Source organism: Ligilactobacillus animalis KCTC 3501 = DSM 20602 (assembly GCF_001434535.1).
GTDB classification, from domain to species: domain Bacteria; phylum Bacillota; class Bacilli; order Lactobacillales; family Lactobacillaceae; genus Ligilactobacillus; species Ligilactobacillus animalis.
Genome location: NZ_AYYW01000003.1, coordinates 129,337 through 151,905, shown reverse-complemented (window position 1 = coordinate 151,905; position 22,569 = coordinate 129,337). Strand labels below are relative to the sequence as shown.

Here is a 22,569-nt window from a genome sequence, read left to right as displayed (position 1 = left end):
TTATCCCTCATTTCTTTGTTTTTGAGTAGCTTCCCATAATCCATTGAGATAAGTGGCACCAAGTGCCCGATCATATAGACCGTAGCCAGGTTTGCCAGTTTCACCCCAGATCATTCGGCCGTGGTCTGGTCTGATCGGACCATGGTAGTTAAAATCGCTTAAAGCTTTGATCACTTCGTACATATCGATCGACCCCGCACTGGAAAGGTGAGCTGCTTCTTGAAATGAACGTGGACCAACGAGCTTAACGTTACGCGCATGTACGAAATTGACCCGCTCCTTATCTAGGAAATAACGCAACATTTTAACAAAATCATTGCTTGCGATCGAACCTAGAGAACCTGAACACATCGTCAAACCGTTGTAAGGACTATCATAAAGCTGGATAAAACGTTCAAGGCTGTCTTGATCAGTGATGATCCGTGGAAGCCCAAAGATGCTAAATGGTGGGTCATCGGGATGGAGCGCCATTTTTACATCAGCCTCGGCTGCGACCGGGATGATTTTTTTAATAAAATATGCGAGATTTTCCCACAATTTTTCTTCATCAACGGCTTGATATTCATCTAGTAGTGCATTTAATTCGTCCTTAGTATAGCTAGTGTCCCAACCAGGAAGTTCAAGTTCACCTGTGCGTGGATCCATTTTTTGTGCGACTGCTTCTTCAAAGATCAAAGCATTTGACCCATCAGGTAAGTCAAAAGCTAGATCAGTACGCGTCCAATCAAAAACGGGCATAAAGTTATAACAAACGACTTTGATCCCTTCAGCTCCGAGATTGCGCAAAGTTTGTTGGTAATTTTCGATATATTTTTCACGGGTAGGGTTACCGAGCTTGATATCCTCATGTACGGGAACGCTTTCGATAACGGATAACTCAAGCCCATGTCGTTTGGTCGTTTCTTTTAGTTCCCGGATCGTTTCACGTGGCCAAACTTCGCCGACAGCAATATCATAAATTGCGGATACGATCCCTTTCATGCCGGGTATCTGACGGATATTTTCTAAGGTCACGGGATCACTTTTTCCGTACCATCTAAATATCATTTCCATTTTTATTTCCTCCAAAGTATGTTTGTGCATTGCGATATGAAATATTTTTAACTAACTCAAAGACTGTTTCGTCATGAGGTGCTTCGCCAGTTTCGACCCAATCGCCGACCAAGTTGCAAAGGATACGGCGAAAATAATCATGACGCGGATAGGAAAGAAAACTCCGTGAGTCGGTCAACATCCCAATAAAGTGAGCTAGAAGGCCCTGTTCCGCATAGGTCTCAAGTTGGTGTAACATTCCCCGTTTAGTATCGTTGAACCACCAAGCTGCGCCAAATTGAAGTTTTCCGGCGATGTTAGCTTCATTTGCTTGGAAATTAGCTAATGTATTAGCTAAAAGCTCGTTGTAGGCTGGGTTTAAATTATAAAAGATCATTTTGGGCAGTTTATCTTGGCTTGCTAGATCATCTAGTAAACGATTTAAAGTGGTTGCCAGCTCTGTTTGTTCGTTCATCGAATCAAATCCACTATCAACGCCTAATTGTTGGAAGAGGCGACGATAATTATTGCGCAAGGCCCCAAAGTGAACTTGTACAACAAGCTGATGTTGGTGATAGAGCGAGCAAAGATCAGCAAAAAGTTTACTTTGCCATTGAAGCTGTTCGGTCAAAGTCAGTTCTTGTCCCATTTTTAATTTTTCAAAAAGTAGCTGAGCGTGCTCAGGTTCTAAATGATAATGAGCTAAAGTTTGAAAGCTGTGATCACTAGCTAAACAACCATGGGCGATAAAGTATTCTAAGCGTTTATCAAGAGCAGCTAGAAGATCTTGGTAAGTGCTTATATTTAGTTCAGTTAACTTAGCTAATGTTTTCAAGCTGTCCTTAAATTTAGGAGTGGTATCAAAAAAGATATCTGGTCTAAAGGTCGGCACTACCACGGTAGAAAAACTAGGATCATTAGCGAGTTTTTCGTGATAACTCAGCGAGTCAAGGGGACCGTCTGTTGTTCCGATAAGTTCAACGTTGAAACTACTGATCAGTTTACGTGCTGAAAGTTGGTGCTCGTAAATGAAGTGATTCAGATAGTTGTAAGCTGCTTGCCAATTTCTATGTGAGAGGGGTCCTTCCCAACCAAAGACCTGTTTTAGTTCGAGATGAGTCCAATGATAAAGCGGATTACCAATTAAGTTTTCGACTGTGTCAGCCCAAGCGGCAAATTTCTCCTCAGGTGTACTGTTACCAGTGATCTTTGCTTCAGAGATCCCGTGAGCTCGCATTGCCCGCCATTTATAGTGATCACCTGCTAACCAAAGATCAACGATGTTATCAAACGGCCGATCTTCATAGATCTCTTTTGGAGATAAATGGTAGTGAAAATCAATGATCGGATCTTGACTGATACTTTGATAAAGTTCTTTTGCGGTCGGGGTGTGTAACATAAAATCGTCAGTAATAAATGTCATATTTCACAACTCCTTTATTTGAGCGACAAAGGCTTGAGCATTTTGGGTAACTGCGGGATAGCCTTTTGTTTCAATGCCAGAAACTAAAGTGTTCCCTAAACCAACAGCACTTACACCAGCGTTACACCAAACTTTAAGATTTTTGTGATCCACCCCACCAGAAGGCATGAGTTCTACATCTGGAAGAGGCCCCCGGAGATTTTTGATAAAGTCCGGCCCAAGAACGCCACCAGGGAAAATTTTGATCAATTTGATACCACTTTGCAGGGCTGTGATGACCTCTGTGGGTGTCATGCAACCTGGAAAATATAAGGTATCTTCTGCATGACAGACCTCATTGATCGCTTTAGAGAAATGAGGGCTAACGATGAACTTAGCACCGGCAGCAATGGCTTCTTTCGCTATTGTGGGTGTCAAAACGGTGCCAGCTCCAACGATCACATTTGGATCTGTTTGATATTTTTGGGACAAATGTTTAATGACGGCACTAGCATCTGGAGTGGTATAGGTTATTTCCAAGTTAAAGATCCCACCAGCCACACTAGCTTCAGCAATTTTTATCGCATCATCAGTACTATGTCCACGAATAACAGCAAAGAGAAAATTCTCTTTTAATTTTTTTAATAACATAATATTTCCTCCAGTAATAACAGCATTAGTAACGCTTTACATAATGATAAAATGTAACGTATAATTTTATATGGAATATATTTTCATTATTTGTAATATCTTGGTTTTTTTAGAAAGAAGTGAGCAAATACAATGGAAGAGAAGGGATATTTAGAACAACTACAATTAGCCCGCTTGATAAATTCATTGACAAATTTAAACGTTTTCTTAGTCCATGGTCGTAAAGTCGTTCTAATGTTAGAAGCGCATGTATATAGTCATAGTGATATCAAATTACCAACATTACTTGAGAAACTCGAACAAAATCCGATCGCAGTTGGAGTCCCATTTAGGCTCACAGTTGGTCAGGGGATGACCTACTGTATCATTAAACTTCCTTATCGAGAAAATCTAGGCGCTAGGCTTATAGTGGGACCTTTTTTGCTGAATGACCCCAAGCAGTTACCTAAAAAGCGTTCTTTGAAAAAGGAGCATTATAGCTTACCGGTATTAGAAACCATAAAATTAACTGATATTGAGCTTTTGATGGCCAATTTAGTAGCTAATCCATTAGTGAAAGTTGAAGCAATTGAAGTTCCTGAAGCAACTAGAACAGAGGAAAAGTCATCTCAAAACTATGAGATATCAGAAACTGATCTCTTGAGCATTGAGGCGCGATATAGTGAACAAGCTAAGATCCGGCATGCGATCGAAATAGGCGACCTCACTACTTATCTTGAAATGGCCGAAAAATTTGAGAATTATTATTTATTATTTAAAGATCGTATTGTCGGTAATCCGCTACGGGTGGCCAAAAATATTGCGATCATTGCTAATGTTTCTGATCGGATCGCAGCTGAATATGGTGGAGTGCATCCATTTTATTTAGATAGCATCTCTAAAAAATATGCAATTGAGATCGAGAAGTGCAATACTATCGAAATGTTGAATAACTTGAATCATGAAATGCCACTTGAATATTGTAAGTTAGTGCGTAAATACTCTAGTAAAGGTCATAGTCCCTTAGTGAATCGCATCATTGAATATATCTATTTGAATTTAGCTAAGCCGATAACTTTAGCTGAGATCGCCGAACACGTGAATTTGAATAAGACGTATATGTGTAAATTATTTAAAAAAGAATTGCAAACAACGATCACGAAGTTTATCACTGATGCGAAGTTAGGCGAAGCTGAATATCTGATCAAAGAAGGAAGTATGACCTTGAATGAAATTGCGTATAGTTTGGGATATTATGACTATGGCTATTTTTCAAAGGTGTTTAAGAAGAAGTTGGGGTATTCGCCTAAAGAATATTCAAAACAGTAATATCATATGTGTTAAGTCAGGCTATACTTTTTACCGCCATTTTACTTGGTCGATAGAAAAGCTATAATGGAAATTTTACAAACTACAAGGATAATATAAGTTTTTACCGTTGCTTTACCCCAATGCTTAAGATGACATAATAAAGGCATCCTCAGGGATAAAAAAATATTGCGAGGCATTTCAAAATAGCAACAAGTAAAATCGTAGTTAACACATGGTACATTATCGAGACATTTAGCTACGCGTGACATACTTCGACGCACCGCGTAATCTGAAGTCATTCGGACATATTCTTTTGAGGTGTATTGTGCTCCACGATCACTGTGTAATAACAGATCATCACCATTTAGTGTCTTAAAGGATTTCTCCAAAGTCCGCATGACAAGTGGATTATCATTATGTTTACCGATCTCAAAACTTACGATACCCCCATCGTATAAGTCTTTGATGGCACTTAGGTAAACCTTTTGAACCAAGCCATATTCCAAATAAGTTACATCAGTCACCCATTTTTGATTAAGGGCTTTCGCTGTAAAATCTCGATCTAAGATGTTTTTTTCATAGTTTGAATAATCTGTCTTAGTACAACCTTTGCGTTTTCTTCTGATCGGTGCTGCTAGACCTAATTTGCGCATTAAACGTTTGATGCGTTTTAGATTATAATGTTTACCGTATTTTCGCTCGATCAATATTTTGATATGCCGAGCCCCGTATATGCCCTTTAAAGCATGAAATTCCTTTTTGATGATCTCACTTAGCCCTCCGTTTTCTAGACATCGATTCGATTTAGGTGCACTTAAATAGCGATAATAGCCAGAACGAGAAACTTTTGATATTTTTACACAGTATTTTAACGTTTAGTTTGAGCTCATTATCTAAGACTTTCTTGATAGCTCTAAACCGAATCTTTTTAGGTACTTGAATTATCTCCTCCTTCCGAGCTCGTCCAATTTTTTAAGATGACATTTTCAGCTTCTAAATATTCGTTTCTTTCTTTTAGGTGTAAGATCTCCAGTTTGAGGCATTCAGTTTCGGATAGCGTTTCAAATTCACGATCCTTACCGCTCTTCAATCGTGTGTTTAGTACTTCTTTTAGACATTAAAAATCTCTCCTAGAATAGAATCACAGAATTTTTATTATTTCTGTGTCTACTCTAAGGGGATCATATCAAAATGTAGGAAGTGTTTTTTGTGAAAATACAATCAATTAGTAAAAAATTGATGACTTCTAAAGTCACAACAGCTCCGGCTTGGTAGCAGCATTCGAGTAGTACCTTTCGATCTTCCGGTTGAATAATTATATTTTTGATATAATATTTGATTTTTAAGTTGTAAATAGCTGTACCTAGCTCTAATTACCAAGAAGTTTGGTTAATTCAGTCAATTATCCCGAGTTTTTTCTTTAATATCTAACATTTTTAAGATAAAATAATTATAGGACATAAATGTCACACTCCTTTATTGATTGTTTGTGGTGAATTAATTGGATAACAGGAGGGCATCTAATGTCCTTTTTTTGCGCAAAAATTTTGCTTATATCTAAAAATGTACATCTAGATAAACAGGGGATGGAGGGCTTGAAGTGGCAACGTACACTGTAACAGCAGGAAATAGAATTGAAATAAATTTTAATGGTATTATTCCGGATGAAGTTACAAGAGATAAGATGAAAAGTGTTAAATTCAGATGGGATCCGGGGCGAGGACTATGGCATGGGCTGTATAATGTTGAAACATTGGCTATTGCAAAAGAAGTATGTGGTATTGAACCAGTAAAAGATTTTAGCGCGAGTAAATTTTTAAAAGGCTATGCTTTAAAGCTAAAGATAAGAGATATTATATCTGCTGATCAGAGGCAATTTGAAATATGGGTGAAAACGCTTAAAGATCATGTTAATGATGTGATGAGTGAGGATAACTCATCACGCACAGGTAATTCTGTAAGCCAAAGTCAGGAATCTGTATGGATGGATTGCTTTAAATTTATCGCACGTACACTGTCAGATTTGAATATAGCTGTTAAAGAATTTGAACTAGTCTTTGAATATAGTCTCCCAGGAGCAGTCCATGAAAGGCCAGATGTATTTTTACTTACTGATAAAAAGGTAATTTCTTTAGAATTCAAACGAAAACCTACTCCTCAGGTTGATGACAATAAAGATGATGTAGCTCAGGCTATTAGATACAAAGAATGGCTTATGAATCATCATAGAGTAACAATAGATAAAAATTTAGAAGTTAAAAGCTATCTCGTGTGTACGTATAGAGATGCTCAGCCTGGCGAATTGAGAGAAATAAATATTCTTACAGCTGATAATTTTTGCAGTACTATAGAGCAGGAACTTAATGGAGAACGCCCATGCCAATTTATTGAAGAATGACTTTCCTCTTCTAAGACTGAAATGCCCGATATGCTTAAGGCGATTGAAATAATGTATCGTGAAGGAAGAATTCCATATATTTCAGATGTTAATAAAAATTGTCTTAAGAAGGTACTTTGGTATATCAGTGGTGCAAGCAAGAAAAATAAAAAATTACTTATTTTGATAAATGGTGTACCAGGTGCTGGAAAGGCTGCGGTTGCTCAGAGCGTAGTCTATGAAGCAAATAAAAATGGAAAAGCTAATGCGGTATATATTTCTGGAAATGGCCCACTTATAGAAGTTCTTTAATATCAAATTAATCAGGTTGGAATTAATAGACATATGGGGGAGAATGCAATACAAGGTATGAAAGAATTTAAAGCGACCTTTTTTTCTCCTAAAGTAGCAGTCCCTGAGCAATCTATTCTTATTTTTGATGAGGCACAAAGAGCATGGGACGCTGAAAAACTTAAAAGGGGATTCACTGAACCAGAAGGTCTATTTGATATTGGTGAAAGAATTTATAGTAGGAGAGGCTATACGGTACTGATTGGTTTATATGGCAATGGACAGGTAATTTATACTGGAGAAGAAGCAGGGTTGTCATTATGGGAAGATGCGCTTAATAAACATAGCGATTGGATTGTACTAGCTTCTAAAGATTTAGCTGATAAGATTCAGGTAACTGGGGAAAGAAAGGTTGTTGATAATGATCCGTTTCTTCCAACATCTCTGAGAGCGGATTTTATTGATTGTAGTAAATGGGTAGAGGAGGCTATTTGCTATACTCATACTAATTTATCAAAAGCTAAATCAGAATTTAAAAAATTACAAAAAACATCAATGAGAATTTGTGTGACTCGTGATTTCTCCAAGATTCAGGAGCGAGCAGTAAATATTGATAAAGATCATCCAGAATGGAAGTATGGAATGTTGGTATCTAACTTTGCTGAGCAAAATATCATTAGTAAAGCGCTCCCGGGCTGGAATATTGGTTTTAACGGATCGAATGCTGTTTCTATGAGAGAGTATGGCCCTTGGTTTAATGGTGGTTGTAAAGAGTTAACTAAGGTATGTTCAGTATATGGAAATCAGGGATTGAAGCTTGATTGTCCGATTGTTGTATTTAGTGGTGATTATATCCGATATGGTAATAAGTGGATGACCAGAGGATATCAACGTAATAAGCAACAAGAAAAATACAAAGATATAGATACTATTGTTGAAAATAACTATAGAGTTCTACTAACTAGAGCACGTAAAGAAATGATTATATTTATCCCAAGAGATGAAATACTTGATGAGACATATCAATACTTCATTGATATGGGAATGGATGAATTGTAGTTGAATAATTTTATAGAAGCTCTATGAAGCTGGCTTAGGCCTATTTTCATGGAGTTTCTTGTTTTTACTAAGAGGTAGATCGATGTTTTCGATGCTTGAAATTGAGATAAATATAGGTGCTTGGCATAGATAAATGAAATTTGGCAAAGTCAAGGCGTATGTATTATATTTATACTAGAGTTAAGAACATATTTATGTATATATAGAAAGTGATTTTGAGGTGTAGAAAGTGCCAATAAAACATATCAAAGTAGTCGGTGCAGCGATCATCGACGGTAACAAAGTCCTAACAACCAAACGCAGCTCGGATCGAGTACTGGGCGATTTGTGGGAGTTCCCAGGTGGAAAGATTGAATCTGGCGAAACACCGCAACAAGCGCTAAAACGCGAGCTGGAAGAAGAGTTTAAGGACGAAATTTTAGTCGGGCCACAAGTTACTGAAACTGTAAAATATGAATATGAATTCGGTGTCGTTGAATTGACTGTGTTCTATGCAAAATTGCTAACAAACAACTTTGATTTGGTAGCTCATAGTGAAGTTAAGTGGCATACAGTTGATGAGTTGTCGCAACTTAATTGGGCCCCGGCTGATATCCCGGTTGAAAAAGCAATCGAAAAAGTTGATTTAAGGAGTATTAGTTTTGAATAGCCATTTAATTGATAACATTTCCAATACAGTGCTTAATAATTTTGTGGATCGGGATAAATACTCTGCCGTTGGTGGTTTGTCGGCATCATTAGTTGCCAATGAATCAGCCAACACTAATGTTTATCGAATTTTGAAAAATGAGTTACAAACGTGTGATGACTTCATTTTTGCAGTGGCTTTTATCACTAAGGCCGGTTTATCACAGTTTTTATCCGTTTTTCAAGATCTAGACAAACGCGGTGTACGTGGTAGAATTCTTACCTCAACTTATTTGTGGTTCAATCAGCCAGAAGTTTTTAAAATGTTAACCAATATTCCTAATATCGATGTTAGGATTTATACTGGTAAAGATCAAAAAACTGCTGAACCATTGCCATTCCATGCTAAGGGATACATGTTTTCCCACGAAAATGGCTATAATTCTGCAATTATCGGTAGTTCTAATCTCACAAGTAATGCAATTATGAAGAACTATGAATGGAATTTACGGGTTACTTCATTGGATAATGCCGAGATCACCAAAAATATCAGTGATCAGATTGAAGCCGAGTGGGATCGCGGAATTGAACTCACAGATGCTTGGATTGAAGAATACACCGAACTATATAAAAAGAATCATCCAAAATTGATCGCAGCCGCTGATGTAGCCGAAAGTACAGAAGTTTATCAAACTGATAGCAAAATTGTACCTAACAAGATGCAAAAAGCTGCTTTAGATCAGTTAACTGAATTGCGTCAAAGTGGTAAACAAAAAGGATTGATTATTTCTGCAACGGGGACAGGGAAGACTTATCTTGGTGCATTTGATGTACGGAGTTTTAAGCCTAAACGTTTTCTGTTTGTTGCCCATCGTGAGCAAATCTTGCAAAAATCATTAGAAAGTTTCTATAAAGTAATTGGTGGTAATCGCAATGATTACGGAATTTATAGTGGCAATAATCGTGAAGGCTTAAACAAGAAATATGTTTTTGCTACAGTTCAGACACTTTCCAAGCCAGAAAATTTAGCGTTATTTGCCAAAGATAGTTTTGACTATGTTCTATTTGACGAAGCACATCACCTAGGAGCTTCGATGCATCAACGGATTTTTGAGTATTTTACGCCAAAATTTTGCTTAGGGATGACTGCGACCCCAGAACGGACAGATAATTTTAATGTCTATAAACTATTTAATTACGATATTGCCTATGAGATTCGGCTGCAAGACGCTCTAGAAGAGAATATGCTTTGCCCATTCCACTACTATGGAGTTGAGGATTACGAATTAAATGGTGAGACAATTGACGATACTACCTCACTACAACGGCTAGTCAGTGAAGAACGTGCAAATTATATCGTTAGACAGACTAAGTATTATGGATATTCAGGCGACAAATTGTATGGGTTGGTATTTTGTAGTCGTAAAGATGAAGCTAAAGGTATTGCTGAATTATTGAGTAAACGCGGTTATAAGTCCATTGCATTAACTGGCGAAGATGGTATTGCTAGACGTGATGAAGTTGTCAGCCAACTTGAAGCAGGCGTGATTGATTATATCGTGACTGTGGATATCTTTAACGAAGGTATCGACATTCCTTGTGTTAATCAGGTTGTTATGCTACGTAATACTGAATCAAGCATTGTTTTTGTGCAACAATTAGGTCGTGGCTTGCGTAAATTCAAAGATAAGGAATACGTGACGATCATTGATTTTATTGGAAATTATAAGAATAACTATCTGATTCCAATCGCTTTGACTGGCGATAAATCGCACAGCAAGGATAGCGCGCGTGATTCTGTAGATCTTGAACCGATCTTTGGAACTTCAGTGATTAATTTCACTAAGATTGCTAAAGAGCGTATTTATAAATCAATTAGCCAGTCAAATTTAACTTTGAAGAAAAAGTTGCATGATGAGTATATGAATGTGAAAAATAAGCTTGGTCGTGTACCTTTAATGTGCGATTTGCAGCGTGACTCAATTGATCAAAGTGTTATTGCAAGTAAGTATAAGCAATATAATGCTTTCTTGTTAGCGATGGATGAAGAAGAATTTGTTTTAACACCTTTCCAAGAACAAGTTCTTTCTTTTGTGACGGTTGAGTTGAGTAATGGTTTACGTAAACATGAATTGTTGCTGTTAAATGCGCTGCTTCAAGGTGAACTGACTGATGAACAATATGTTCAAATTTTAAAAGAAGCAGGTTGCTACGTAAATGACGCAGTGTTAGGTTCAGTTGATCGAATTTTCTCGTTAGCGTTTTTTGATGATAAATCGAAGCCTAATAAAGTGAGCTATGGTGACACGGAGATTACTGAACATCATGCAGGTAGTTATCGTTTTAACGATAAAATCAAGGCAGAATTAACGAATAATGATTTTAAAGTATTGTTTGAAGATGCTATTAAAACCGGGTTACTTAAAGCAGAACAATATGATGCAAGTCAGCCCTTCACCATTGGTTGTCGCTATGAACGAAAAGATGCTTGTCGTTTGCTAAACTTCAACAAGCGTGTTCCAGGTCAAAACATTGGCGGATATTTTATTGACAAAGATCATGATACATGTCCAATTTTTATCACATATCATAAGAGTGAAAACATTAGCGAAACTATTCAATACGGTGATTATTTCAAGAATCCAAGTGTGATGCACATGTATTCAAAGAATAAGCGGCGAATAGAGGGAGCTGAAATCCAAAAACTCTATCGTGGTGTTGAAGAAGGCAAGCCGGCATTAGATATGCACATGTTTGTTAAAAAGTCTGATGATGAAGGGACATCTTTTATCTATTTAGGCCCATGTGAAATTATCAAGGGCTCAATGCAGCAAGAATTCTCTAGACGTCAGGATGGCAAGGAGGATCCGATTGTTTCAATGGATCTGAAATTAGCTGTCCCAGTTGATGCGGATAGATACTATATGTTGACAGAAAAATAAGCATTTAGGTAATGGATGGAATGTCCATGACTTTTTTATAGCATACAAATAAGGGCGGATACTCCATATAGTGGTAGCTATACGTCCTATTTGTGCTCTATATAAAAGGATGATTCCCGTAAATGATGCCACGCAACGCATTTGCATTGAGATCTTTGGTGAGAAGCCACCATCTTGGCATCATTATGGTGACTGGTTCAAATTCACAGGCTTTGATGTGTTGCATGACATTGACGCGAAGTGAAACAAAAAATGAATTTGGGACCGTCTTCTGTTTTTTAGCAATACTATCTAGCGTGGGTGGAACTGGTCTTCTAAGTTCTCGCCACTTCTTATCCGCGTGATATTCAAGGATAGCTGAAGCATAGGAAAGTGATTCTGCTAGATCCATTTTTTCAGTTCGGATGACTAGTTTTTGAATGTCTAAAACAAAAAAATCATAGCCTTCCTTGTCGTTAGCGACTGCAAAAGCTGGAAAATGGAGCACGACTTTAGGTTTTAGTGCCATATATATTTCCCCCTTTTATTTTATATTTAAGTAAATAGATTTACTTGGGACTTCACTGTAGCACTTTTAGTAAGTAAAAGGGGGATAATTAGTAATTTGTTATAATTTCTAGACTTTAGCTACAAGATTATGTTCAAGAAAATATAAAAGATGATAAAAAAGCAGAACTAAAAATGCTCAAATAATTGAACTAAAATTATGGGACTTGATATAATTTAAAGGAAAATGTTTTAGAAAAAAGATGCAACTTGATAAGACTAAGTAAAATTTATATAAGATAGGAAAATGTATTTTTTCGATCGAGAAAGTTGAATAGGTACTAAATGCGCAATATAGTATACGTTGAAAATCGGCAGGTAGTTACTGTCAAAAAGTATAGTCTTAGATTTTTTAATATGGTGACCAAAGAGGAACGGTTTATTCCGTTTGAAGATATTGACTATCTTATTTTTGATACAGGGAGTAGTTTATTTTCTGAAAAATTAGTTGAGAAATGTATTGAGAATAGGATATCATTACTGTTTTTGGATCGTAAGCATACTCCAGTTGCAGCGTATGAATCAATATATGGTCAAGAAAATAGATTAGATACATTAAAAAAACAATTTAAAGCTACTAGTCGTTTTAAAAGGCGCATATGGAGAAAAATAGTAATTGCAAAGATCCAAAATCAAGCAATTTGTATTGAGCAAAATTGCAATGATGAAGAAACTCCTTATTTATTACGAGATGTTAGTCAGAAAGTAACCGAAGGTGACGGTAAAGACTATGAATCGTATGCAGCAAGAAAGTATTTTCCGATTTTATTTGGAAAGAATTTTAAACGTGGAAGACATTCTGATATTGTAAATGCTGGGCTAAATTATGGATATGCGATTCTGAGATCAGTTATCAGAAATGAATTGATCATGCATGCATTGGAACCCAGTTTTGGTATTCATCACGTTTCGGTCAATAATCCTTATAACTTATCGGATGATTTGATTGAGCCCTTTCGTCCTTTTGTTGACAGTTTGGTATTTGAAAATATTTATGATAAGGGGACAAATGAATTGGATAAGAAAATGTTAGTAGGTGTTTTGATGGAACGCTGTGTTATTGACGGAAAAGTTTATCGTTTGGGTGATGCGATTCGAAAAACTGTGGAATCCTATTTGAGGTGTCTAAACACCAATGCGATATCTGATATCTTGTTACCACAGATGATAGAAGGTGGACGGTGATGATGTTACTTTTGTGTTTTGACCTGCCAAGAGATAGTAAGGAAGAGAGAAAACAAGCAGCTGAATATCGTAAACGACTGGTAGAATTGGGATTTTCCATGAAACAGTATAGTTTGTATGAGTGTGAAGTTAGATATAAAAGTACAAGGAACCGATTGATTGAAATCTTGAAATCAGAGTTGCCAGATAGTGGTAAAATTACGCTGTATTTACTACCGGATGAAATTAATAATAACCAAGTGACCATTTTGGGAAATAATATTAGTATTAATTATACTGATAAAGAACCTAAAGTCATTGTATTATGAACTTGTCCTTGATATGGTCTGTGGGAGTTTCGCTCCTTACAATATGAGGTGAATTTGAGGACAAGAATTATTTGTTAAATACGCGTATTGACGCTGATTTTTATGTATAGTATTTAAAACCTATCTCCGATGTAAGGAGACGAAAACCAACAGATAGAAATATCCTTGGTGTAGAGGGTCAAATTTAAAACCTACCTCCGACATAAGGGGACAAGAACATATCCTTGCGTGGAATACTGAAGATTCTTTATTTAGTTACAGTAGCACCAATTATTGATGGAAAATTCCTGTTTTCAATCATTATTTGAGTCGTGATTATTAGTTATGTAACTATAATTAAAAAATGATAAAATGTAGATAGAAACAAATAATTTTTAAGTAGTTTTAGGGAGCAATATTTAACGTATATAAGTAATGAGGTGACTTACTTAAGGGAGTGAGGATGATGAAACGAACTGAACGAGTGAGTTATGAAAAGGCTAATAAGCGAGAACGGATAATTTCTAGTATTGTTATTGGTATAGGAGTTGCTTGTGTATTAACACTTATTTTTATAGTAATGGTAAGAACCCAACAAAATAAGAGTAATAGAACTAGTGAGCAAGTTGTTAAACAGACAACAAGTGTTAGCAAAAGTATTGCAAGTAAGAGAACAGTGGTCGAAAATGATCGCCCACCTGCAGTTGCTACACAAATAGAAGCACCTGAAACAAGTCAGGCAGAAGTCACAGAAATAGTTTGTGATCACTGGTATATGCGTGAGGTAAATGATCTGATCTGTAGATATTGTGGACAGTCTAGCCCAGCAAATGATCCGGATGAGGGAAATCATGCAATGGGACAAGCCGGCGCAAATCAAGGACGAGGGCCTGATTATAGTAGTGAGGTATCTGATAGTAGTGAAGATGGAAGTATAGACAATGAACCTGAATATGTTCAAAGGATGTATGTAGAGTATTCTGAAACGGATAAAAACTGTGTGCATGAATGGAAACCATTAGCCACTTGGAAGAGTCAATGTGTCAAATGCGGTGGTTATAGAGAAGTTCCTATGGATGAAAATGGAAAGGCAAAATGATATCAAATATTTTCAAAGTTCTAAAAAAGCACCTGCATCAGTGAGTATCATACCCACAGATACAGGTGCTTTAAATTATTCTATCTCTTCCATAGCCAAAACATCTTCACTAACTTCAACACCACTAAAGCCACATAGTCTAAATGACAACGTGAAAGGTTCAAATTTAGTTCGATATTTGTCTAACTGCCATTGTCCGCATGAGTAACTGCCCAGTGCATTTTGTTTATAGTCAACATTTAAAACGATATAGTCACGTTTTTTCAGCTCAACTGTATGTTTAGCATTGTCTAGGTCTGTGTCTTCATAATGAGAAACACTAAAATTAAAAGTAGTTGGATCACTGAAGAAGAGACCTTCTCGGCGATCATCAGTTAAGGAGAGCCAATGGGTATCCATATGATTTCCATTAGCTTGTGGAACGACATAATTAGTGAAGAGTTCATCGACTTTAGCGTGATAAAGTCCAATTAGTCCTGCTTTTTTGAGTCACTGTAGTTTTCGTTTGGTCCACGTCCAAAATAATTTACAGCCTCTAGTTCATTATTTAATCGCAGTTTTACTCCTAAGCGTGGTAACATCTCTGGGGCAAGAGCTGTTTTTCCACCTGGAAGACCTTTAAGACTGAACATAATATCGCCTGATGGATAGATTCGATAGCGATAGTGACATTTATAATGCCAAGCACTATTAGTGGTGGAATTAAGTGTTTTGACATCAACTTGGAGGTAATTATCTGTTAACTGCCAGTCAAAGTTTCTAACGATCTCATGTTCTAAGTGTAAGAAATATTTTCCCTTTAACTCATCAATTATTTCCATATCATTACTGATCGGAGCCCGCCAAAGTGTGAATTGTGGTCCTTGTTTGAGCAAAACTTTGCCATTACGTTTTAAATTATGCAATGATCCCAATACAGTATCAAAATGACATGAGAAATTCGCTCCCGTGATAATTAACCGTGTTGACTCTTCCACTACGGTCAGCTTTCCGGTTGGTATAACTTTGAGTGCAGCCTCCTCGAGTGGCAATTTAAATTGAGCTGTAGCTAATTCATGGCCGGCCGATGCAAATAAAGTATCTTGTTTTAAACGATAGGAAATGTTCAAGTAATACGGTGTATTTGGTTTAGCAGTGATCTTAGTCAGGTCGTAGTTTAAATCTAGCACTGCAGTCTTTCGCGCGGGAACTGCTGGTAATTCTTGTGCCCCACTGGCAATGACTTTTCCGCCTGCAGTGATGCTGTAATGCAGATCAAATTGAGCGAGGCTCGCAAAATCATAGCGACTTAGCACTTCGAGTTTTCCTGTTCTAAGATCTAAAGCGGTCGTGTGGATCGGCTCGATCACTTTCTTATATTCATATAACCCGGGTGAAGGTGTTCGATCTGGCATCAACATTCCATCGATACAAAAATCACGGTTAGATGGGTCATCTCCAAAATCACCACCATAACGATAATAAGTTTGTCCATCTGGAGCTGTGGTTTGGATCCCATGATCGAACCATTCCCAGATAAAGTCTCCTTGAAGTTTATCATGGGCATAGAAAAGATCTTGATAATCTTTGAGATTGCCGGGGCTGTTTCCCATCGCATGAGCATATTCACATAGGATGTGAGGCTTAGTTGAGTTTTTTATAATATCTTGCATCAGTGGTTGTTTAGTTGGGTGCTCGAGCCAAGTATACATGGTGGAGTAAACATCGGTGACCTCAGCTTCAAAATCTCCTTCGTAGTGGACCAAACGAGTGGGGTCGACTTCTTTAGCCAATAGGGCCATTTTTTTGAAGTTATGTCCAAAGCCTGACTCGTTACCAAGTGACCAAAATAGGATCGAAGGATGATTTTTGTCCCGCATGATCATACGCAATAGGCGAGAGGTATATGCTAATTTCCAGCTAGGATCATCACTGATCCAATTATAGTTATCAGTTAGTTCGAAGCCGTGACACTCAACATCAGCTTCGGCGATCACATACATTCCGTATTCATCACATAAATCATAAAAGGCACGTTGAGTAGGATAGTGGCTAGTCCGGATCGCATTGATATTAAATTGCTTCATCAAAATGATATCTTGGCGGATCTCTTCTTTAGTGACTGTACGACCATTTTTAGGGTTATAGTCATGACGATTGATACCCTTAAGTTTGATCGCTACACCATTGACCAAAAATGTCTCACCGACTACTTCGATCGTTCTAAAGCCAACTTTTTGTGGAATAACTTCGATCAACTTGCCATCTTCGTAAACGCTGATGAATAATTGATAGAGATTTGGAAGTTCGGCACTCCAAGGCTCAATATCCAAGTGGGTCTGTTCAAAAGTAATATCTGCGTTATCAGAGAGGACTGTTTGATCTAGGATGATTTGTTGATCTTTATCTAATAATTCAAAGCGGATTTCCCGGGAAATAGCTTGTTCAAACTTAGTCTTGATCGTAAGATGACCATCAGCTTCAGCAGTGATAGTTAGGTCGCTAAGTCCAGTTGGTGGCACACCAATAAGCTCAACATCACGGAAGATACCACTGAGCCACCACATGTCTTGATCTTCAAGATAAGTACCGTCAGACCACTGATAGACACGAACAGTTAGATCATTTGAGTGCTCAAATTCGACGAATTCTGTAATGTCAAATTCGGCTTCATTACGCGCACCCTTACTATATCCGACCTCATTTCCATTGACCCAAACATGGTAAGCAGAATCGACTCCATTAAAGCGTAAAATGATCCGTTGCGCTTCAAAATTTGGTGTGACATTAAATGTTCTTTTATAAATACCTGTTGGATTTTTAGTTGGAACATATGGTGGATCTATTGGAAAATTATACCAGAGGTCGGAATAATGCATTTTCCCAAATCCTTGAGTTTGCCAGTTTCCGGGAACTGTGATCGTTTTCCAATCACTAGTATCAAAATTAGGTGAGAAAAAATTCTCAGGACTATACTCAGGTGCTTCTAAAAAACAAAACTTCCAGTTGCCATTTAAGCATTGGTAGGCATGAGTGTATTTATTTTCATTTAAGCTAGCTGCTTGTCTAGTTGGATAAGAGTTAAAACTAGCTCGAGGGGCTAGACGATCGATGTGGTCTAATTGATGATTTTCCCAAACTTTCATTTTTTATTCTCCTTTGCTTGTTTTTTCTCATAACGATGCCAGCAGACCAATGCAAAGCCCATAAAGATGATCAAGCCTAATAAGTTATAGAGCAAGATCCCGATCGGACTAGCTTGATCTTTAGAAAGGGTTCCTTGTAATTCTTGCATGATCAGTCTTGGTTCCGGAACGATAGACATGAAGAAGATAAACAAGAATAAGATCAAGAGTGCAACGCCAGCAAAGATGCCAAATGAGCGACTTCCAAAGCGGAAACTTCGTGGCAAGTCATCTTTTTTTAATCGGAGTCCGATATAGGCCAAGAGTAAGAATAAAACTGGCAAGAGTGAAGTTGAAGCCGTCATGTTGATCAACGTCTCCAAGAAACTATCCATATTGCCGATCCCTAAGGCAGGAATGATCAACAGGATCGTTACGATCACTCCTTGGACGATCAAGGCGTTGGTCGGATTGCCTTCATCATTAGTTTTAACGAGCCATTTTCCAAAGACACCAGCCGGGATCTCAGAGAAAAAGACTTTAACTGGGGCAGCTGTCCAAAGTGCTAATGAGCCAAGATTACCGATAAAGAGGATCAGTCCCACTAGCCGGACGGTTACCTCGGCGGGAATATTAAAGTTACTACCTAGAATTTTGAAAATATCAAAAATTCCGTTGGCAAAGTTACCATTGAGTGTGCTTTGAGGAACTACCAGGCCAACTGCGATTGCGCCTAAAATATACATGATACCAACGATGATAGTTGCGCCGATCATCGTTTTAACAAAAGTTTTATTACCGCCTTTGACGTCTTTAATATAAACACCGATACTTTCTCCACCACCGACAGCTTGTAAGATCCATGCCATCGTCATAAAAAACGTCCAATTAAAATGTGGAGTAATTGTCTTAAAGTTGAATTCTTGGGCAGGAGCTTTTCCCAAACCAAAAACAACAATAAAGGCTAAGACGATGAAGATCAGCCCCATGAACAAACGGGCGCTACCAGCAAAATTAGTTACTTTAGCGATCCAAGTCACACCTTTGATGCAGACATAGGTCATCAACCAAAAGACGATGATCAAGATAAAGGAAATGATCTTAGTGCTACTTTCGCCTTGGAAGACGTTACCACCAAAAACTGCATATGAGCCGTAGATCAAAGTATTGGGAAGTAACGAACAGAAGAAAAATAAATTAACGAAAAAGTATGACCAAGCCCCCAGAAAAGCCCATTTATCACCCAATACTGATTGTAACCAGCTATGAACTCCAGACTCTTTTTCTGAGTTAGCTGAGGCAAATTCAGCGATCATCAAGATAAAGGATAGAAAGTAAAAGACTGTACCAAAAAGATACCCGGGGATCGTGGTTAGGCCGATCTGGATACTATTATTGACGATGCTTGGAAAAGCAAAGACCGCTGAAAAAGTCATCAGCATCAGGGACAGTGGGCCTAAGCGTTGTCGTGTGTCCTTATCCATGTTAAGAACCTCCTTTTTATTGATTGGTATATCTTGATTTTAAAGTGTTTACATGATATATAAAATAAAGGATGTTTCCCAAAATTTGTCTTTTTGTTGACTGGAGGTGAATGGTGATGCAAATAAATGATGTTAGTATTTTAACGCAAAGAAAGTAGCCAGAGTCTGATTTTTCGCTTTGTGAAGTGGGGTATGAGAAATGTCGACCGACAAAGAAAATTGAATTTATTCCGATTGATTATTGGGTGTTGCACTATGTTACTGCTGGGCAAGGCTACTTTGGAATGCCGTCTTTTCCAACGACTAAACTAACGGCAGGAGATTTTTTCATAATTCCGGCTAATTGTCGTAATCGGTATTATCCCGATCCCAAAGATCCCTGGAGTTATCGGTGGATCGATTTTTCTGGAAAAGCTACATCTAAATATTTAGATCAAGTTGGATTAAATAAAGAAAATTGTGTTATTCGAAATGCTTTTGACAGTAAGATCGAGCATCAATTCTATCAAGTATATTGTGATTTTCGTGATCAAAATACATTTGCCTTATTGAGTGGGGCTTTCAGCATTTTCAATAGCCTAGCACATTTACACCAAGAAAAGATTGCAGCTTCGCAACCAGAATGGTTATTCAATGAAATCATTGCCTATATCAATACACATTTAAATGAACGGATAACAGTTGATGAACTAGCTCTGAAATATAATATTGATCGTACATATATTTATAAGCTATTTAAGCGTTACCATAAGTTGAGTCCAAGTACGTATATTCAACAAATAAAGCTACAGCAAGCATGTTCGCTTCTACGTAAGAGTTCGCTGAGTATCACGGAGATAAGTTATGAATTAGGCTTTGCAAGTTCAGCATACTTCTCGAAGTTTTTCTATAAATGGATGCAGTGTACTCCAACGGATTATCGGAGTAGATTTATTGTTGAAAGATAGTTTTACCTTAAAAATCAAGCATTTTTGTGGCGCTTAAATTATACAATGATAACTAATGGATGATAAAATATAGATATAAAACAATAATTTTTTAGGTATTATATTTGCTCTAGGGGGTGCTCAGATGCATGATTGGAAGGAAATTTTGCTAGCCTTTGCGGTGACGATCGGTTTAGGCTTGCTTATCGGAATGTTCCTACTGATCAATTCAACTAAAAGAGTTGATAAGACTCAACAAGTGATCCGCCAAGAAAAAGTTACGCAAGCCCAATCAGAGCGAAGTAGTGGATCTGGGGCGGGAGCTTCAAGTACTACAGTAGAAGTGCCGGAATATGATGTAGATGAAAGTGCTGTAGCTAGCAGTGATATATCCGATCAAATAGAAAATCATGATATGGGAGATTTTTATGAAGATCCTTATTGGAATGGTGGAGATCGAGCAAATGAGACCATGGACCAGGATGAGTATTCTAGGTACATGGTAGGTGATGAAATTTATACTGATAACAAGGGGATAATTTGGAATATAGTTTATTTTAGGCGACCAGGTACTGAAGCTTGGGGGCAAGCTTCTTTGAACCCACATCAGGATAATATAGAAGTTATGGAAAAGATACAGCGAAGTTCAGAATATCGGGAACATGGTTATATTAGTCGGCCGCAAATGTTGAAACAATATTTAGATAGTAAAAATTGGGATGAGGAATAGGAGAATGTATAAGGAGGTGCCTTCATGAATGGATGGAAAGAAGTATTAAGTATTTTTGCAGTGACGATTAGTGTTGGATTGCTCATTGGGATGCTACTTTTGATCAATTCAACTAAAAAGATCGACAAGAGCCAACAAGAGATCCGCCAAGAAAAAGTGACGCAAGCCCAATCGGAACGAAGCAGTGAGTCTAGATCAAAGGCATCAAGCACCACAGTAGAAGTGCCAGAAGCTGAGACGACTTATGATACGACCGAAGAAGTAGCGCCTGCCGTAGAGAATACAGGTGAATATGAGATTGTTGGTGATCCGATCGATTATACCGATGCACCAGGTCCCCAAGCGCCAGCGTGGTACTATGAGTGTGATGCCAAAAACCATCGGACGCAGTATATTGAGCGTATTCAATCAGACAAATCAACGGATGAAAGACCAGTCTATTGTGGTTCATTTATCTGTCATACAGACCATTTTTATCAAGATTTTGAGAATTTATTCTATATTTCCCCAGAAAAAGAAGCATATATTTCTTCACTGCAAGAATCTTATCGGCAAAGTAGTAGCGATTAAGGTTGTCCCATTTTTGAGAGGCAATTGGACAAACCTGTGTTACCCATACAACATATGTATGATATTAAATAAGGTCTACAGAAAATCTCGTTTTCTGTAGACCTTATAATTTTATCTCAATGAACGACGATAACCAGCTGCTTGCGCCTCGGCTTCAGTGTTGAAATAGACCGCATTTTCTGAGTTCATACGGTAGCCCCGTTGCCCGGGAACATGATAGATCATGCTTCGAGAATTACCGAAGATCGTTCCTTGTGCATTAGCATCAGCGGTGTTCATATCGCCATTGTTAACCGGTGCATTCCCAGCTTGGCTATTGTTGTCGTTATTGTTAGCTTGTGCTTGTTCAGCTTGAGCCTGAGCAGCGGCACTTTCACTAGCTCGACTTGCTTCTTCTTGCGCGATACGTTCACTTTCGGCTTCCTCACTCTCGGATTCGGCAATACTTTCTGACTCTTCACGTTCACTTTCAGCTTCTTCGCTAGCAGCCTTTTCGCTTTCTTCTTTAGCAATGCTTTCTGAATGTGCTTCAGCTTCTGAACTATCCTCGCTACCACTAGAGCAAGCTGTCAGAAATGAAAATGATAGAAAAATAATTGCGATAACACTCAATAAAGAGTGCTTTTTAGACGTTTTCTCCATAATGACATACCCCTTAGATTTATTTTTAAATATAATTTAATTTTACTGAAATAGTAGGGGTTTCACAAAAGGAGATCGCTGTATAAAACCGCTAATTTAGTGTGATCGTACTAAAAAAGAGCACGCTAGAAAAACGTACTCTTATCGGCTATCTGTAGGCTTTACGGTAACCAGCTACTTGGGCTTCAGCTTCGGTATTGAAATAGACCGCATTGGATGAATTCATACGGTAGCCTCGTTGGCCTGGGACATGATAGATCATGCTATTGGCATTGCCCACGATCACACCTTGTGCATTGGCATCTGCGGTATTCATGTCACCGTT

General features: G+C 37.8%; 19 protein-coding genes and 2 pseudogenes. 11 read left to right on the top strand and 10 right to left on the bottom strand.

Going from position 1 to position 22,569, the window contains the following annotated elements; translation table 11 throughout:
• Genes uxuA through FC30_RS01265 form a run of 3 tightly spaced genes read right to left on the bottom strand, consistent with a single transcriptional unit; the run spans position 1 to position 3,085 of the window.
• Positions 1 to 1,053, bottom strand: a complete 1,053-nt coding sequence (gene uxuA, locus FC30_RS01275) for a mannonate dehydratase (protein WP_010688331.1) — start codon at positions 1,051 to 1,053, stop codon at positions 1 to 3.
• A complete protein-coding gene (gene uxaC, locus FC30_RS01270; protein WP_010688330.1) occupies positions 1,037 to 2,455 on the bottom strand; it encodes a glucuronate isomerase in 1,419 nt (472 codons plus the stop codon). The genes uxuA and uxaC overlap by 17 nt, the downstream gene beginning before the upstream one ends.
• A gap of 3 nt (positions 2,456 to 2,458) precedes the next feature.
• A complete protein-coding gene (locus FC30_RS01265; protein WP_056938453.1) occupies positions 2,459 to 3,085 on the bottom strand; it encodes a bifunctional 2-keto-4-hydroxyglutarate aldolase/2-keto-3-deoxy-6-phosphogluconate aldolase in 627 nt (208 codons plus the stop codon).
• A 132-nt stretch (positions 3,086 to 3,217) separates the two neighbouring features.
• On the opposite strand from FC30_RS01265, the gene FC30_RS01260 reads away from it, so the two are divergent.
• Entirely contained in the window at positions 3,218 to 4,393 is a 1,176-nt protein-coding gene (locus tag FC30_RS01260) for a helix-turn-helix domain-containing protein (protein ID WP_010688328.1), read from the top strand.
• 41 nt (positions 4,394 to 4,434) lie between these two features.
• On the opposite strand, the gene FC30_RS01255 is transcribed toward FC30_RS01260, so the two are convergent.
• Together FC30_RS01255 and FC30_RS09420 are read right to left on the bottom strand one after the other, a co-directional pair.
• Positions 4,435 to 5,229, bottom strand: a complete 795-nt coding sequence (locus FC30_RS01255; RefSeq protein WP_143828565.1) for an IS3 family transposase — start codon at positions 5,227 to 5,229, stop codon at positions 4,435 to 4,437.
• 74 nt (positions 5,230 to 5,303) lie between these two features.
• Positions 5,304 to 5,465, bottom strand: a complete 162-nt coding sequence (locus FC30_RS09420) for a coiled-coil domain-containing protein (RefSeq protein ID WP_010688326.1) — start codon at positions 5,463 to 5,465, stop codon at positions 5,304 to 5,306.
• Between the two features lie 510 nt (positions 5,466 to 5,975).
• On the opposite strand from FC30_RS09420, the gene FC30_RS01250 reads away from it, so the two are divergent.
• The 4 genes and pseudogenes from FC30_RS01250 (at position 5,976) to FC30_RS01230 (ending at position 11,671) form a co-directional block, all read left to right on the top strand.
• A complete protein-coding gene (locus FC30_RS01250) occupies positions 5,976 to 6,773 on the top strand; it encodes a hypothetical protein (protein ID WP_010688325.1) in 798 nt (265 codons plus the stop codon).
• A gap of 21 nt (positions 6,774 to 6,794) precedes the next feature.
• Positions 6,795 to 8,102, top strand: a pseudogene (locus FC30_RS01240) (DNA/RNA helicase domain-containing protein).
• 229 nt (positions 8,103 to 8,331) lie between these two features.
• Positions 8,332 to 8,751 carry a (deoxy)nucleoside triphosphate pyrophosphohydrolase gene (locus FC30_RS01235; RefSeq protein WP_010688322.1) on the top strand — a complete coding sequence of 140 codons (420 nt, stop codon included), beginning with the start codon at positions 8,332 to 8,334 and terminating at the stop codon, positions 8,749 to 8,751.
• Entirely contained in the window at positions 8,744 to 11,671 is a 2,928-nt protein-coding gene (locus tag FC30_RS01230) for a DUF3427 domain-containing protein (protein WP_010688321.1), read from the top strand. Before FC30_RS01235 ends, FC30_RS01230 begins: the two co-directional genes overlap by 8 nt.
• 97 nt (positions 11,672 to 11,768) lie before the next feature.
• Here the strand turns inward: FC30_RS01230 and FC30_RS01225 are convergent, their stop codons facing one another.
• Positions 11,769 to 12,179: a hypothetical protein gene (locus tag FC30_RS01225; RefSeq protein ID WP_010688320.1), complete on the bottom strand. Its 411-nt coding sequence runs from the start codon at positions 12,177 to 12,179 to the stop codon at positions 11,769 to 11,771.
• A gap of 323 nt (positions 12,180 to 12,502) precedes the next feature.
• Here FC30_RS01225 and cas1 point away from each other — a divergent pair, with 323 nt between their 5' ends.
• From cas1 to FC30_RS01210, 3 genes are all read left to right on the top strand, one after another.
• A complete protein-coding gene (gene cas1, locus FC30_RS01220) occupies positions 12,503 to 13,402 on the top strand; it encodes a type II CRISPR-associated endonuclease Cas1 (protein WP_010688319.1) in 900 nt (299 codons plus the stop codon).
• The gene (gene cas2 / locus FC30_RS01215) at positions 13,402 to 13,710 is read left to right on the top strand and encodes a CRISPR-associated endonuclease Cas2 (protein WP_010688318.1); all 309 of its coding nucleotides are present in this window, start codon (positions 13,402 to 13,404) and stop codon (positions 13,708 to 13,710) included. Before cas1 ends, cas2 begins: the two co-directional genes overlap by 1 nt.
• Positions 13,711 to 14,155: 445 nt before the next feature.
• On the top strand, positions 14,156 to 14,788 hold the full coding sequence (locus tag FC30_RS01210; RefSeq protein ID WP_010688317.1) for a hypothetical protein: 633 nt from the start codon (positions 14,156 to 14,158) through the stop codon (positions 14,786 to 14,788).
• Between the two features lie 75 nt (positions 14,789 to 14,863).
• On the opposite strand, the pseudogene ebgA reads toward FC30_RS01210, so the two are convergent.
• Together ebgA and FC30_RS01200 are read right to left on the bottom strand one after the other, a co-directional pair.
• Positions 14,864 to 17,913, bottom strand: a pseudogene (gene ebgA / locus FC30_RS01205) (beta-galactosidase subunit alpha).
• Positions 17,910 to 19,376, bottom strand: a complete 1,467-nt coding sequence (locus FC30_RS01200) for an amino acid permease (RefSeq protein ID WP_010688316.1) — start codon at positions 19,374 to 19,376, stop codon at positions 17,910 to 17,912. The pseudogene ebgA and the gene FC30_RS01200 overlap by 4 nt, the downstream one beginning before the upstream one ends.
• A 185-nt stretch (positions 19,377 to 19,561) precedes the next feature.
• Here FC30_RS01200 and FC30_RS01195 point away from each other — a divergent pair, with 185 nt between their 5' ends.
• From FC30_RS01195 to FC30_RS01185, 3 genes are all read left to right on the top strand, one after another.
• Positions 19,562 to 20,323 carry an AraC family transcriptional regulator gene (locus FC30_RS01195; RefSeq protein WP_258409059.1) on the top strand — a complete coding sequence of 254 codons (762 nt, stop codon included), beginning with the start codon at positions 19,562 to 19,564 and terminating at the stop codon, positions 20,321 to 20,323.
• A gap of 124 nt (positions 20,324 to 20,447) precedes the next feature.
• Entirely contained in the window at positions 20,448 to 21,032 is a 585-nt protein-coding gene (locus FC30_RS09690; protein ID WP_010688314.1) for a hypothetical protein, read from the top strand.
• 24 nt (positions 21,033 to 21,056) lie between these two features.
• The gene (locus FC30_RS01185) at positions 21,057 to 21,602 is read left to right on the top strand and encodes a hypothetical protein (RefSeq protein ID WP_010688313.1); all 546 of its coding nucleotides are present in this window, start codon (positions 21,057 to 21,059) and stop codon (positions 21,600 to 21,602) included.
• A gap of 111 nt (positions 21,603 to 21,713) precedes the next feature.
• Here the strand turns inward: FC30_RS01185 and FC30_RS01180 are convergent, their stop codons facing one another.
• Together FC30_RS01180 and FC30_RS09245 are read right to left on the bottom strand one after the other, a co-directional pair.
• Complete coding sequence (locus FC30_RS01180) at positions 21,714 to 22,244, bottom strand: sunset domain-containing protein (RefSeq protein ID WP_010688312.1); 531 nt, start codon at positions 22,242 to 22,244, stop codon at positions 21,714 to 21,716.
• Between the two features lie 148 nt (positions 22,245 to 22,392).
• A complete protein-coding gene (locus FC30_RS09245) occupies positions 22,393 to 22,560 on the bottom strand; it encodes a sunset domain-containing protein (RefSeq protein WP_010688311.1) in 168 nt (55 codons plus the stop codon).
• Positions 22,561 to 22,569 lie beyond the last annotated feature (9 nt).

What these genes read in the sequence shown, in the direction of transcription:
- FC30_RS09245 (WP_010688311.1), bottom strand. Translation starts at nt 22,560, where the DNA reads ATGAATACCGCAGATGCCAATGCACAAGGTGTGATCGTGGGCAATGCC.
- uxuA (WP_010688331.1), bottom strand. Translation starts at nt 1,053, where the DNA reads ATGGAAATGATATTTAGATGGTACGGAAAAAGTGATCCCGTGACCTTA.
- FC30_RS01265 (WP_056938453.1), bottom strand. Translation starts at nt 3,085, where the DNA reads ATGTTATTAAAAAAATTAAAAGAGAATTTTCTCTTTGCTGTTATTCGT.
- FC30_RS09690 (WP_010688314.1), top strand. Translation starts at nt 20,448, where the DNA reads ATGCATGATTGGAAGGAAATTTTGCTAGCCTTTGCGGTGACGATCGGT.
- FC30_RS01225 (WP_010688320.1), bottom strand. Translation starts at nt 12,179, where the DNA reads ATGGCACTAAAACCTAAAGTCGTGCTCCATTTTCCAGCTTTTGCAGTC.
- FC30_RS01180 (WP_010688312.1), bottom strand. Translation starts at nt 22,244, where the DNA reads ATGGAGAAAACGTCTAAAAAGCACTCTTTATTGAGTGTTATCGCAATT.
- cas1 (WP_010688319.1), top strand. Translation starts at nt 12,503, where the DNA reads ATGCGCAATATAGTATACGTTGAAAATCGGCAGGTAGTTACTGTCAAA.
- FC30_RS01200 (WP_010688316.1), bottom strand. Translation starts at nt 19,376, where the DNA reads ATGGATAAGGACACACGACAACGCTTAGGCCCACTGTCCCTGATGCTG.
- uxaC (WP_010688330.1), bottom strand. Translation starts at nt 2,455, where the DNA reads ATGACATTTATTACTGACGATTTTATGTTACACACCCCGACCGCAAAA.
- cas2 (WP_010688318.1), top strand. Translation starts at nt 13,402, where the DNA reads ATGATGTTACTTTTGTGTTTTGACCTGCCAAGAGATAGTAAGGAAGAG.
- FC30_RS01185 (WP_010688313.1), top strand. Translation starts at nt 21,057, where the DNA reads ATGAATGGATGGAAAGAAGTATTAAGTATTTTTGCAGTGACGATTAGT.
- FC30_RS01210 (WP_010688317.1), top strand. Translation starts at nt 14,156, where the DNA reads ATGAAACGAACTGAACGAGTGAGTTATGAAAAGGCTAATAAGCGAGAA.
- FC30_RS01260 (WP_010688328.1), top strand. Translation starts at nt 3,218, where the DNA reads ATGGAAGAGAAGGGATATTTAGAACAACTACAATTAGCCCGCTTGATA.